This window comes from Ensifer adhaerens, assembly GCF_001270265.1.
GTDB classification, from domain to species: Bacteria; Pseudomonadota; Alphaproteobacteria; order Rhizobiales; family Rhizobiaceae; genus Ensifer; species Ensifer adhaerens_B.
In genome coordinates, this window is the sequence record NZ_LGAP01000050.1 from 17,432 (window position 1) to 30,191 (window position 12,760).

Annotated in this window: 15 protein-coding genes; 10 read left to right on the forward strand and 5 right to left on the reverse strand. The window is 62.2% G+C overall.

The genetic code is table 11. The features are described 5' to 3' along the window. Positions 1–42: 42 nt before the first annotated feature. Positions 43–1,023 (reverse strand): sugar-binding transcriptional regulator, encoded by a 981-nt coding sequence (locus AC244_RS33595; protein WP_234717119.1) that lies wholly within the window; start codon positions 1,021–1,023, stop codon positions 43–45. A gap of 467 nt (positions 1,024–1,490) precedes the next feature. Here AC244_RS33595 and AC244_RS33605 point away from each other — a divergent pair, with 467 nt between their 5' ends. The 5 genes from AC244_RS33605 (at position 1,491) to AC244_RS37800 (ending at position 5,794) form a co-directional block, all read left to right on the forward strand. Beyond that, positions 1,491–3,539, forward strand: coding sequence for a bifunctional aldolase/short-chain dehydrogenase (locus AC244_RS33605; protein ID WP_053253158.1), 2,049 nt, complete (start codon positions 1,491–1,493; stop codon positions 3,537–3,539). 299 nt (positions 3,540–3,838) lie between these two features. After that, positions 3,839–3,985, forward strand: a complete 147-nt coding sequence (locus AC244_RS36065; RefSeq protein ID WP_082367333.1) for a DUF1127 domain-containing protein — start codon at positions 3,839–3,841, stop codon at positions 3,983–3,985. A gap of 273 nt (positions 3,986–4,258) precedes the next feature. Then, complete coding sequence (locus AC244_RS33610) at positions 4,259–4,825, forward strand: DUF3617 domain-containing protein (RefSeq protein ID WP_053253159.1); 567 nt, start codon at positions 4,259–4,261, stop codon at positions 4,823–4,825. A gap of 81 nt (positions 4,826–4,906) precedes the next feature. Next, positions 4,907–5,593 carry a methylenetetrahydrofolate reductase gene (locus tag AC244_RS33615; RefSeq protein WP_202596156.1) on the forward strand — a complete coding sequence of 229 codons (687 nt, stop codon included), beginning with the start codon at positions 4,907–4,909 and terminating at the stop codon, positions 5,591–5,593. Positions 5,594–5,644: 51 nt separating this feature from the next. Next, positions 5,645–5,794 (forward strand): hypothetical protein, encoded by a 150-nt coding sequence (locus AC244_RS37800; RefSeq protein WP_202596157.1) that lies wholly within the window; start codon positions 5,645–5,647, stop codon positions 5,792–5,794. A gap of 16 nt (positions 5,795–5,810) precedes the next feature. Here the strand turns inward: AC244_RS37800 and AC244_RS33620 are convergent, their stop codons facing one another. Further along, complete coding sequence (locus tag AC244_RS33620) at positions 5,811–6,284, reverse strand: Rid family hydrolase (RefSeq protein WP_053253160.1); 474 nt, start codon at positions 6,282–6,284, stop codon at positions 5,811–5,813. Positions 6,285–6,354: 70 nt separating this feature from the next. Next, the gene (locus AC244_RS33625) at positions 6,355–6,945 is read right to left on the reverse strand and encodes a TetR/AcrR family transcriptional regulator (protein WP_234717120.1); all 591 of its coding nucleotides are present in this window, start codon (positions 6,943–6,945) and stop codon (positions 6,355–6,357) included. Between the two features lie 330 nt (positions 6,946–7,275). Between AC244_RS33625 and AC244_RS33630 the strand changes: the two genes are divergently transcribed. From AC244_RS33630 to AC244_RS33650, 5 genes are all read left to right on the forward strand, one after another. Then, entirely contained in the window at positions 7,276–7,992 is a 717-nt protein-coding gene (locus AC244_RS33630) for a lysoplasmalogenase (RefSeq protein WP_053253161.1), read from the forward strand. After that, positions 7,976–9,406, forward strand: coding sequence for a coniferyl aldehyde dehydrogenase (locus AC244_RS33635; RefSeq protein ID WP_152976228.1), 1,431 nt, complete (start codon positions 7,976–7,978; stop codon positions 9,404–9,406). The genes AC244_RS33630 and AC244_RS33635 overlap by 17 nt, the downstream gene beginning before the upstream one ends. A 282-nt stretch (positions 9,407–9,688) precedes the next feature. After that, positions 9,689–10,174: a DMT family transporter gene (locus AC244_RS33640; protein WP_053253169.1), complete on the forward strand. Its 486-nt coding sequence runs from the start codon at positions 9,689–9,691 to the stop codon at positions 10,172–10,174. Next, complete coding sequence (locus AC244_RS33645) at positions 10,171–10,593, forward strand: DMT family transporter (RefSeq protein WP_053253162.1); 423 nt, start codon at positions 10,171–10,173, stop codon at positions 10,591–10,593. Before AC244_RS33640 ends, AC244_RS33645 begins: the two co-directional genes overlap by 4 nt. Positions 10,594–11,067: 474 nt before the next feature. Beyond that, complete coding sequence (locus AC244_RS33650) at positions 11,068–11,685, forward strand: DUF2165 family protein (RefSeq protein WP_152976229.1); 618 nt, start codon at positions 11,068–11,070, stop codon at positions 11,683–11,685. A 54-nt stretch (positions 11,686–11,739) separates the two neighbouring features. On the opposite strand, the gene AC244_RS33655 is transcribed toward AC244_RS33650, so the two are convergent. Beyond that, a complete protein-coding gene (locus AC244_RS33655) occupies positions 11,740–12,051 on the reverse strand; it encodes a hypothetical protein (RefSeq protein WP_053253164.1) in 312 nt (103 codons plus the stop codon). A 110-nt stretch (positions 12,052–12,161) separates the two neighbouring features. Then, positions 12,162–12,635, reverse strand: a complete 474-nt coding sequence (locus AC244_RS33660) for a GNAT family N-acetyltransferase (protein ID WP_053253165.1) — start codon at positions 12,633–12,635, stop codon at positions 12,162–12,164. Positions 12,636–12,760: the final 125 nt, after the last annotated feature.

Sequence of the window (12,760 nt, forward strand, 5' to 3'; positions counted from 1 at the left end):
GGCTTGATCTGCCGCCCGATCCGATATCGGGCGGCGAGAGGGCTACTGCAACAGCAACTCCGCCGTCGCGATGTCGGTGACCAGATGGGTGGCGTAGCCGCCCTTCAAGGTCGCACGGATCGCCGTCAGCTTGCTGGCGCCGCCGGCAACGCACAGGCGCCGTGGCACCTGGATCAGCTCGTTCAGCTCGATGCCCACCATGCGGTTGTCGAGGTCGCCGCGGACGGGCCGTCCTTCGGCATCGATGAAGCGGCAGATCAGCACCCCGACCGCGCCACCGGCCTGGTAGGCGTCGATGTCCTCCTGGCCGGTGATGTTCGCCGAGCGGATCAGGGTCTCGGGCCCGATGTCTCCGACGCCGAAGAGGATGATGTTCGACGAGTGGATGAGCTCGAACTGCTTAACGAGCACCTGCTCGGCCAGAAGTGCCTGCTTCAGGGCGGGCGTCGACAGCAGGGCCGGTGCCAGCAGGTTGATGCAGCGGGCATGAATGCGGCGCGACATCAGCGAGGTGCAGAATTCAGGCGCGAAATCCGGATTGGCGATCGAGCTTCCAGACACCTGCACGACCGTCAGTCCCTCCACAGGCTCGGGGAGCGAGATGCTGTCGGCAACGGCCAGCACTGTGCGGCCCCAGGCGACGCCGATCGTGTCACCTGGCTGAACCATATCGGCCAGCAGGCGCGCTCCGGCTTCGCCAAGCCGCTGCACCAGGTCGCTGTTGTCGAGGGCAGGAATGACCAGCGCACCTTCGAGGCCGAACTTGCCCTTCAGGCGCCGTGCGATCCCGGTGCGCGAGCCGACTTCGGTGTTCAGGCGGATGTTGACCAGGCCACGCTCGCGCGCTTCCTGGAGGTAGTTGACGATCGTTGCTCGCGACACGCCGAGCATCTTGGCGATTTCGCTCTGGGTGAGCTGATCGACGTAATAGAGCCACGCAGCCCAGACGACGCCGTCGTCGAATTCCGCGGGCAACACTATGCCTTCGCCGACTGCCCGGTTTCCCCGCGCCGTATCCATCATTACCTGCTCCCCTGGATTGTCATGGCTTCTCCTGAAGCGGAAAAAGTGTCTGCCGTCAAACAAATTTGCCATGCGTGTTGACACATGACACCGCATGGTGGCAATTGTCTCGACGAGGGTTTTGGGAGACGCCGAGATGGAATGGTCGACTATAGGCGCGTGCACGTGGGTTGGAAACGAACCAATCGGCGAAGCGTTTCGTGGTGGCTTTCGCGCTCCCGCAAACCGCCTGCAGCCCGCTCTTTGCCTCGAACGGAAGCCGCAAGGCATTCAGCCTTGGCCTGATGGCGCGAACGCAGGTCTCCACTTGCAGCCAGCCGGCGGATAGCGTCGCCGTTTTGTCCGCGCGGCGCGTGTTGAGCGATCGTTCGTTTGGCGTGCAAGCCGACCAAGGACAACTGGCGACAAGACTTCATTTTCAAACCCCATAGGAAACGCTGCCAAGCGCGGGAAGACAGGAGCCTTTCATGAAATCCAGATGGTCAGAAACCGAATTCGCGCGTGTCGTCGACACCTATGTCAACGCCGGCGTCAACCGGGACCTTGCAATCCGCACCTACACGACCCGGCTTCTGGGCTCGGACCCGGAGCTCGTGCTGCACGGCGGCGGCAACACCTCCGTCAAGACCACCTTCACGGAGATGGATGGTTCTGAGGTTGCCGTTCTGTGCGTGAAGGGCAGCGGCTGGGATATGGGCACGATCGAGCCTGCGGGCCTGCCTGCCGTCAGGCTCGAGCCGCTTCAGGCCATGGTCAAGTTTCCGACACTCAGCGACGACGACATGGTGATGCTGCAGCGCCGGCTGCTGCTCGATCCTGCAGCGCCGAACCCTTCGGTCGAAGCGATCCTGCACGCCAATCTGCCATTTCGGCACATCGACCACACCCATGCCAACGCCATCGTGTCGCTGACCAACCAGCCGCATGGCGAGGATCTGGTGCGGGAACTGTTTGCCAACTCGATCATCGTTCCCTACGTGATGCCGGGCTTCGATCTCGCCAAGGCCTGCGACGAGGCGTTCCGCGCCAATCCGGGCGCCGACGGCATGATCCTCTTGAAGCACGGCATCTTCACCTGGTCGGAAGACCCGCGTGAATCCTATGAAAAGATGATCGCTGCGATCGACAAGGCCGAGCGTCGCATCGCCCGCGGCAACCCGCGGCCTTTCACGATGGTCGAGCAGGCGTCTCCGCTTGCAACGGCAGCCGAGATCGCGCCGGTTCTGCGTGGCGCCATCGCGATCGACAGCGGCGTCGAGGGTTGCCCCCGCCGCTTCATCCTGGAGCATCGCTCTGGCCCTGCGGTTCTCGACTTCTGCAATGCAGAGAATGTTTCCGATCTGGTTCACCGCGGCAACGCGACACCTGAGCATGTCATCCACATCAAGCGCTTCGGCGTCGCGTTGCCTGCCCCCGTTGCCGCCGACATGGCCGCCTGGGCTGAAACAGTGCGCGAAGCCGTCTCCGCCTACAAGGACGAGTATCGCGCCTATTTCGAGCGCAACAACGCGCGCGTCGGCGGCATCAAGCGCATGCTCGATCCGATGCCGCGTGTTTTTTACGTTGCGGGCGTCGGCCTCTTTGCCGCCGGCCCGACGAAGAAGGCCGCCCGCGTCGGCGCCGACGTCACCGAGGCGACGATCGCAGTGATCCGCAATGCCGAAGGCATCGAGAGCTTCGAGGCTTTGTCGGAGGAGGATCTCTTCGACATCGAATACTGGTCGCTCGAGCAAGTGAAGCTGACGAAGCAGGCCGAGAAGCCGTTGAGCCGACAGGTCGCCGTGATCACCGGCGGCGCCGGCGGCCTCGGGCTGGCAATTGCCGAGGCTCTGCACGCCGAGGGCGCCGAGATCGCGCTACTCGACCTTGCCGAGGACGCGCTGAAGAAGGAAGCTGCACGGCTCGGCGGTGTCGGCCTCGTCTGTGATGTGACGAAGCCGGAGGCGGTGGATGCTGCGCTCGCCGACGTGGCCACGCATTTCGGCGGGATCGATATCGTAATCTCGAATGCTGGTGCTGCCTTCCAGGGCGCCCTGCTCGATGTTTCGGAGGAGGTCTTCCAAAAGGCCTTCGCGCTCAACTTCTGGGGGCACCATTATGTCGCCCGCAGCGCAGTCAAGATCATGAAATCCCAGAAGACCGGCGGAGCGCTGGTGTTCAACGTCTCGAAGCAGGCGGTGAACCCCGGCCCCGACTTCGGTCCTTACGGAACGTCGAAGGCGGCGTTGATGGCGCTGATGCGCCAGTATGCCGTCGAACACGGTGTTGATGGCATCACCTCGAACGCTGTCAACGCCGACCGCATCCGCACCGGCCTGATGACCGACCAGATGATCGAGGAGCGCAGCCAGGCGCGCGGCATTTCGCCGGAAAGCTACATGCGCGGAAACCTGGTTCGGCGCGAGGTAACGGCGCGCGACGTTGCCGCCGCGTTCGTCCACCTGGCCAAGGCGCGCACCAGCACCGGCGCGGTCCTCACGGTGGACGGCGGCAATGTCGGCGCGATGATGCGCTGAGCCTAAAGCGTCAGCTATTCTACCAGGTATGAAGCGGCCCACCCCGGTAAGTCCAATTGCCGGGGTTGGGCAAATCCGCTCTCAAGGGGCGGTTGCTCACAGCTGCTGTTCTCGGTGGCACAACTGCCCAGCGTCTGCAGTGCCTTAGGTTACAATGATCCATGCGCGGCTTGCAGGGGTGGAGTGAGGTCTTAGCGCTGCTGCAAGCGAGGGCTATCGCCTATATTCCCCTCATCGAAGCGAACGAAGCGCCAAGGACTGGCAGCTAGGCTTCGAAAGCCCACGGAAAGGGGATCATCATGAACGTAGCACGCTCTTTCAACAACTGGCGCAAGTACCGGCAGACGGTCTCCGAACTGGGCCGCATGTCCTCGCGCGAACTGCGCGACCTCGGCATCGAGCGCGCCGACATCCCGACCATTGCCCGGGCTGCCTTCGGCCGCTAAACGCGCCTGAGACCATTGACGATTTCATCAAGCGCCCGCTCGGACCCGAGCGGGCGCTTTTGATTCCTGCCTACAGTTCGTTCTGTGCGTTCACCGCCACCGCCCGACGTAACTTCGATTCTGGTGCCACGCGACAGGTCGGCGCCTGCGCCTTTTGTTTTCTCGGACTGTGGAAGCGCCGAGAACCTGCGACGCTTGGCGCATCGACGCTGCAGCCCCCATCGGGTAGATCACCACTGACTGCATGGAAACGGTTAGGGCGTTGAGATAAAAATGATTGCAAACAACGAATTACGAGATCCTGAAAGTCGGCGGGTTGCTTTCCTTTGCCCGGTCTCGGCGCTGGGGTTATCGCTGGCCGGTTTGCTGTCTTCCGGCGCTGCGTTCGCCGGTGATCTGCCGCAGCGAAAGGCAGGTCTTTGGACCGTCACATCGCAAGACAACGCATTCGCCGATTGGAAAATGTGCGTCGACGACACGCTGTACAATCTGGTCGAGAGCGATGTCTGGTCCGATTTCAAGGACGAATGTGTCGTTCAGTCGTTTGAGCGCGATGGCGACAACTACAAACTTGCGGCTAAATGCGATTCCAGTTTCGCGGGCGCCGCCGACCTCTCTGTCGCGCTCGACGGCGATTTTTCGACGCGCTACCGACTTTCCATCCGCACCGAAAGCCCCGGTCTGGGCGGGCAGACAGTCGTTCAATCGTCGACGCTCGATGCAAAGTTCGTTGGCGCATGCCCCGAGGGACTCGCTCCGGGAGCAAAGGAAATGCGCGGAGGCATGGTGGTGCAGCCGCCGAAGAAAACCGCGCCCGCTTTCAACTGGGCCAAGCCCTAGACCCCAAGAAGCCTGAGCTCGACGGTTCGCGCCGTTTGGCCCGAGGCAACCCATGCGTCGTCGCACCGGCAAAGGATGTCCATGACTGCGTTCACACAACACGATGTCGAGAGTGCGCTGTTTCGCGACTATTCGCTGGAGATTACCAGCAAGGATATCGGGCAAATCGAAGCAGCGAGATCCGAGATTCCTGCCGGCACGCCAATCAACATCGCCTTCCTCGGAAACGAGACCCATTCGCAGCGCATTGAAGCGGCTACACGCATCCGTCAATGGGGGTTCGAGCCCGTCCCGATCATTTCGTCACGGCGGCTGAGATCGGTGCAGGACCGGGACGAACTGCTCGCCGGCCTGATGAGCGCAGCGCATCCCGCCCGTTTCATGCTCGTAGGCGGCGATCCGTCCTCGCCCGCCGGCCCGTATAGGGACTCGCTCGAACTCATCGCCGGCGGCATCATCGCGGACCACGGCATCGTCCGTGTCGGAATTGCCGGCTACCCCGAAGGACACCCTAGAATCGACCGAACACGCCTGTGGGAAGCCCTCGAGCAGAAGATCGAGCTTCTGAAGACCTGGGGCTGCACAATGGAGATCACCACCCAGTTCGGCTTCGACGCGGATGCGGTCGTCGATTGGATCGCGCAGGTCAGGGCGCGGGGCATCGACGCGCCGATCCGGATCGGCGTGCCTGGGCCTGCCGATGTGAAACGTTTGCTGCGGTTTGCCGCACAATTCGGTGTGGCTTCGTCGGCGGCGATCGTCGGGTAATATGGGTTCTCGCTGGCCAATCTCGTCAGCAAGGGGGGGCCGGATCGGTTCATGAACCGGCTTGCAGGCGGCATGGCGGGCCGGGATCTCGGCACGGTCATGCTACATCTCTACCCCTTCGGTGGCATCGCCGAGACGGTCGCCTGGGCTGCGCGCGCCGCTGGTCGGCAAATAACCGAAAGCGAAGGTGCCCTCTCTTGATGGACCGGCAAGCGCATCAACCAAGCGGCGCCAGGGGGGCGAATGCTGTCGCCTTGATCTCGACCAGGCCACCGTCGGGATTGAGTTCGGCAACGGCAAGTTCGACTGCCGCGGGGTAGGGGGCGGCAAAGAACTCGTCCCGCACGGCGGCGATTGCCGCTAGTTGTCCGGCCTTGTCCAATGCCAGGCGGTGACTGCCGAACACATGAAACATCTGGAGTTCGACAACGTCCTCCAGGCGCGCCTGACACGCACTCAGCAATTGTTCGATGAGCGTGAAGACCCGGCGCAGTTCGCGACGAAATCCTTCGGCGTCCATCGGTTCGGTGCCGCCGTTTGCGGCAACGATGCCGGACAGATAGACGAAATCGCCGGCGCGGCGCGCGGGCGCATAGTGAAACTGCTCCACATCCAGCTGGAGTTCGGCCGGTATGGCGACCTTTCCGGTCCGGGTGGGTACGGCGGTGACGGTCATTTCAATGGGCTGCATCGTATTCTCTCTCTCAATCCGTCGAGACTGCCGCGTAGGCAGGCGGTTGGGGCCGACGCAACGTCGGTGTTCACTGCAAAGCGGCGAGCGACGGTCCGACCAGAGCTTCGAGCTCCTGGCGGGTCGCGCCATCGCGGGCCTGCATGGAGATTGCTTGCATGATGGCGCCGTAATAGCTGGCCAATGTCGGTATGTCGGTGGTTTGCGGGAGATCGCCGTCCGCCACGCCGCGCCGAAGCCTTGCGCGCACGCGTTCCACGGTTTCTTTCCTCATGCCCTTGAGCAGATCGTAGAGCGGGCCGGTTTCGGGCTGGCAGTTCATCACGCCGAGGATCAACAGGCAGCCGCTCGATTGCGGTGCCCTAAGCGCGACGTCGATACTGGCAAGGAGCATCGCGCGTATCGCCTGTTGTGCCGTTTCGCCCGCATCGAGCGCGTGCATCGGGCCGGACCCTGCACTCGCGACATAGAGGTTGACCGCCTCGCGAAACGCGGATTCCTTTGAGCCGAAAGCAGCATAGAAGCTCGGTGGCGTGATGCCGATGGCTGCCGTCAGCTCGTTGAGCTGGGCGGCTTCGTAACCCTTTGCCCAGAACACCTCCATGATCTTTTGAAGCGCAAGATCGCGGTCGAAACCACGCGGTCGTCCCCGGATTGCCAACGGTGTTCCTTTCTGTAGTCAGATTTACATAAATCGTTCAATCACCTCCCGCAACCCTGTACGCAAAATTATGTAGTGATAATTATAGAAAAGATTCACCGGCGGCGACGATCGTCGACCGCCACCCGATTGCTTCTCCGATGAAGACGGATGCCGGAAACGAGGCCCGCCCAGCCTCATGCGCTGGGGCACGTTGTGCTCCTATTTGTTCAGCTATGGACAATCTTCGGCGCTTGATTACAGTCCTTCGAATGAACGGCTAAGGATCGGCGACGGCGGTCGTTATCGGGCAATCGTGGCGGTGAGGCTCGCGAAAAACGAGGGGCAGGCATGGGACAAAGCAGCATCGCGGGCGCACGAAACAACGCATGGCTCTATGCGCTGTTTGTTGTTTGCGCGGTTCTCGCCATTGCCGGCAGCCTGCTGGCCGGCGGCGAGGAATCCGGCTGGCGGTGGCTGCATTACCTCACGAAACCGACAGCGACGGTGCTTCTGCTCGTGGCCGTCCTTCGCAACATGGCCCCATCGTCGCGGGCCTATGGGATGGCGATCGTCATCGGGCTTGCCTTCGCGGCGGCAGGCGACTTCTTTCTGATGTTGCCGGGCGATTACTTCCTTGCCGGTCTTGTCTGCTTTCTTCTCACCCATTGCGCCTACATCTGGGCGCTCACCCGAGACAGCCGCTTTGCCGCGGACAAGAGGATATTCGCCCTCTTCGCCATGGTTGGCCTTATCATTATCGCCGGATTGTGGTCGTCCTTGCCTGTCGAAATGCGCATTCCCGTCGTCATCTATGCGTTGGCGCTGGCGGCGATGGCCGCACAGGCCATTTCCCGCGATCGACAGCTTTCAGGTGAAGCACCGCAGAAGTCCGCTGCGCGATTTGCAGCGCTTGGTGGTTTGTTCTTCATGGCAAGCGACACGCTGCTTGCCTACGGGCGGTTTCGCTGGGACATTCCCTATAGTGCCATCTGGGTGCTGGGCACCTACTACGCGGCACAATGGCTCTTTGCGCGGTCAACCGAAGGCAATGCGCATGCACGATAGTCATCCGCCTCAGCTGCAGCAGAATTTCGAGCGACTGCGTGCCGCCTGGCTTGAGCAGCATCCATCCTACGAGCAGCGCCGGGATGACCTGAAGCGCCTGCGCCGCCTCTTCCGCGAACGCCTGGATGACATGTCGAAGGCGGTCAGCGCCGATTTCGGCCATCGCTCAGTCCATGAAACGCTGCTCGGCGAGGGCAGCGTGGTCCTTTCGGAGATCGACCACACGCTTGCGAGGCTCAAAGCCTGGATGAAGCCAGAGCGACGGGCGGCCGGATGGAAGCTCTGGCCAGCAAAGGCAGAAGTCCGGTTCGTTCCGCTCGGTGTCGTCGGGATCATTTCGCCGTGGAACTATCCGGTCAATCTGGCGTTGGCGCCCCTGGTTGCAGCGATCGGTGCCGGCAATCACGTCATGCTCAAGCCGTCCGAACATACGCCGCGCACGTCGGAGTTCTTGCGCGCGCTCATCGCCGATGTTTTCCCCGATACGCGCGCGACGGTGACACTTAGCGGCGCCGATCTCTCGGCCGCCTTCTCCGCCCTGCCGTTCGATCATCTGTTCTTCACCGGCTCCACCGCCGTTGGCCGCAAGGTGATGGCGGCTGCCGCGCAGAACCTGACCCCGGTCACGCTGGAGCTCGGCGGCAAATCTCCGGCCATTGTCGGGGAGACGGCTGATTTGCGGCGCGCGGCGAACCGCATCGCAACAGGCAAGTTCTTCAACGCCGGTCAGACCTGCATCGCGCCGGATTACGTCCTGATTCATGAAAGCAAGCGCGACGCTTTCGTCACCCTGTTGAAGCAGCACATGGCCGAGCGCTACGGGGTAGGCAACGGCTATCAGGACTACACGTCGATCATCAACGAGGCCCAACACGACCGCCTCGACAATCTCGTAACCGACGCCCAGGCGCGTGGACACAAGCTGGTTTCGCTCTTGGACATGAAACAAGCGCCGCCGTCACGGGTGCGACTATTCGAACCCACCGTGGTCCTCGAGCCCGATCGGGACAGCGCAGTCATGCGCGAGGAAATCTTCGGGCCGATCCTGCCGGTCATCAGCTATCGCACCACGGCAGAGGCGATCGGCTATGTGGCCGGCCGCGACCGGCCGCTAGCGCTCTATTGCTTCAGCGCAGATACCGCCGAGATCGAGGCGATCCTCGCCCGCATCGTTGCCGGTGGCGTTTGCATCAACGATACGCTCTATCAGTTTGCCTGCAACGACATGCCTTTCGGCGGGGTCGGAGCGAGCGGCATGGGCCACTATCACGGCAGGGAGGGGTTCCTGACCTTTTCGAAGGCGATGTCCGTGCTGCGGAAGTACGATCCGGCGCCCAGCGACTTGATTACGCCGCCGTATAAGGGGCTGACGGACAAGCTCGTCCGCTTCATCACCTGGATTCCCGGGCGCTGAAGGCTTCAAGCTGCCCGGGCTTGCGCCGGGCGGTTCTGCCGATACGCCCTGGCGGCGGCGGCCCTAGAATTTTGCCGTTAGCGTTGCCCGGACGGTCCGTCCCGGCGACGATATGATCTCGATGCATCGACGGGCCGGCTTGCAACTGAGATCTGGCGTCTGTCACCGGATGGGCGGTCGAGAGCAAGCGAAGGCTGTCAATCGGCTGCCGGAGTCTCTAGGGGAAAAGGAATGGCAAGTGATGATTGCCGTCCCAACCGATTCTATTGCGAGCACCCATTCATGACCAGTCCCTCCGGGCACCGACTCAATCCGCTGCATCTCCTGGCTGCCTTTGGCACGGGTGGCCTCTTGACCCTGATGGTTCATTTCAACGGGGAATTGGGGCGCTACGGCAACGCGCTGTTTTCGTCCTGGGCGGCGCATGGCACGGGCACTGTGGCGGCGCTTGTCCTGCTTGCCGTCCTTTTCCCCTGGCGCGCGCGAAATGCAGGCGTGAAACCGCGCGCGCCGCTCTGGGCCTATCTCGGCGGGATTTCCGGCGCGGTCACGGTCATGTTGACCTCGTTTGCCGTCAATTCGCCGCTTGCGCTATCCGGTACCCTTGCACTGGGGCTCATGGGCCAGGTGGTGTTCAGCATCGTGGCCGACCGCTGGGGGCTCTTCGGCCTGCCGGCGCGCCGTCCCGATCGCCGCGATCTGGCTGCCATGGCGCTGATCGTCGCCGGCAGCGCGCTCATCATCCTGTTCGGCAGGGGGAACGCATGACCTTGCCGATCCTTCTCGCCTGTCTCGCGGGTGTGCTGGTCGGCATCAGCCGGCAGGTCAATGGCCGGCTCAGTCTCTCGACTTCACCGCTGATCGCATCGTTCTGGAACCATGTCGTTGGCTTCGGCGCATTGACCATTCTCGGGCTGTCGATTGGCGGACTGATCCCTGCGGGCGCTGCGGACGCGCCTTGGCACGCTTATCTCGGTGGTTCGATCGGTGTGGTCTTCGTCGCTGCCGGCAGTTGGCTCGTTGCGCGCATCGGTGCCGTCAACACCGCGCTGCTGGTGATCGGCGGGCAGATGGTCTCGGGAGTGGCGCTTGATCTGCTGCAGGGAGTGTCTGCGGGGCTTCTTGCCAGCGTCCTTGGTGTCGCCCTGATCCTTGCCGGCATGGCGCTGACCCAGCGCCGCCGCTGAACGCCCGATCGCGCAGGCAGGCGCGATCATTCCTGCCGGACGCGCGCTACTGCATAATTCCTTAAATCGGAATCGATTTAAGGACAAAATTATGCAGTAGCTCAACGTGCTACAGCGACCTTTGCGCGTCTGAACAGACGCGCGGCGCTGTAGTGGACGATGCCGGATAGATGGGGGTTGCGTTCGCCGGCGTGCCGTAGAGCCTCTACCATCCGCGGTGGGCAGCAGGGGCTGCCTGCGACAACGTTCGCGCTGGGTAGGTATTCAAGAGAGGCGCCTTTGCCGATCATGCCTTGCGCAGGCCCTCGTTCGATCCCTGCGCAAGGCAATAGACCAAAGGTCCGCCGGAGCGAATGGTGCCTCCGCTTTCGTGGCCTCAATAAGGCGCTGAGCTGCGTGCGGGGCGGTTGCATTGCCGAAAAGCCGCCGACGGCCGGCTGGTCCCCAACGGATTCCTGAAGATGGGGATAGCCTTTGTTCTCGTGGGAAAAACAACGCCGAAAGAAAAAAACGCGCCGGCGTCACATGGCGCCGCCGCCAATCGTCATCAAGGTATGGCGCTTGAACGTGCTGTCCTCAACCGATGGTGATATCGAAAATGACCCAGCTGACCTCGCTTCTTCTGATCAAAGCCGTGCTGCTCTCGGGGCTCGCGCTCTGGCTCGCCATAATCGTCCTCACGCTGTCGCCTTTCGCAACGGCGTCTTTTCGATCGGTTTGCTGATGGGCATGCAGCTGTTTGATCAGGAGCCCGCGATCCGCACGCCGCTGTTATCGCGCCGCGTCAAGAATGCCCTATGGCATCGCGCGGTCTTCAGCTTCGTTCTGGTGATCGAAGTCGCGGTTATGCTGCTTTTGGCCTGGGCCGCCGTTATGTCTATCGGCACGCTCTTCGGCGTGTCGGGCGGTGGCGCCGCGATCGTTTGGGCAAACCTCGCCCTCGCCGCCTTCATCGCCCTCGGCCTCATCATGCTTCTCGGTGGCGCCTGGTTTGCCTACTACATCCGCCAGGAAACCATGCAGATCACACATTTTATATTGATTGGCCTCGGAGTGGCGGGCACGCTGTTGGTGAACATGCCGGCTCAGTAGAGCAGGGCCAAACCCTGTGGCTGGCCCGCAGGTCAACCACTTAGCCTTTCCATGCTACCGCCACCGAGCGTTGCTTTGGCAGGCAATACCGACGAGCACGCCGATCGCAAAGCCGATCAGCCCCGCCGTGCTGACAACCGTGGTCGCGGTGCCTGGATTGTCCTTTGCCGCTTCGACAACGCTTTGTCCCTGTGCCCGCACGACATGCGCGGCCGAGCGCACCCGTCCTCTCGCGTCGTCCGCCAGATCGGCTGCGCTACCGGCAGCCTCGCCGGCGCGTGCGGAGATCGATCGTGCGAGATCGGCAACCTGTGCCCGCAGTTCGGAGATTTGGTCCTCGACGGATCGCTGAATGATATTGGCCATGTTCGCACCTCGTTTGTCCTAGCAAAGTACCAACGAAGACGGATCGCTTAAGTTCCGCCCAGGATCACCAATGACGACCACCGGTGCGGCGTTTATACACGCGCTGAGTTTTAGAGCGGCTTGAGCGTCTTGCTCATATTGGTGCCGGTGACGCGAAACCCTGTCGCCTCATAGACATGCCGGGCACGCCGGTTATCCTCGGCCACGCGCAGTTTGATCTGCTCGAACCCCTTTGCAGAAAGTTCGACCTCAAGCGCCGCCATGGCGAGCTTGCCAAGGCCTTTTCCCTGGTGGTCGGGCAAAATATGGAAATCGCTCATGAAGGCGGAGCGGCCCTTCGCGTCCGGTCGATACCAGAGATAGCCGACATGCTCTGCACTTACGCTCTCTATCAGGCACAGCAGGACATTGCCTGGCGTATGGATTCCTTGCGGCAGATCCTCGGCGATTTCGCCGGTTGCCTGGGCAAGCGCGTCTGCGTCCGGAAGCCCGTAGTTGGCGGCGATCTCCGCGGCATAGTCGGGGATGAAATAGGCGAGATATCCAGCATACTCGCTCTCAAGCATCGGTCTGAATGAGATCATGGCTCTCTCGCATGTCTGCAGGGTTCGATGAGCGGTCTGGACGCCGCGACGGCTCGTGCCGCGGATTTTGTGAACGGCCACGTGGTCTCGTGGCAGCGAGGTAGACGTCAATCGCCCGCCCGACC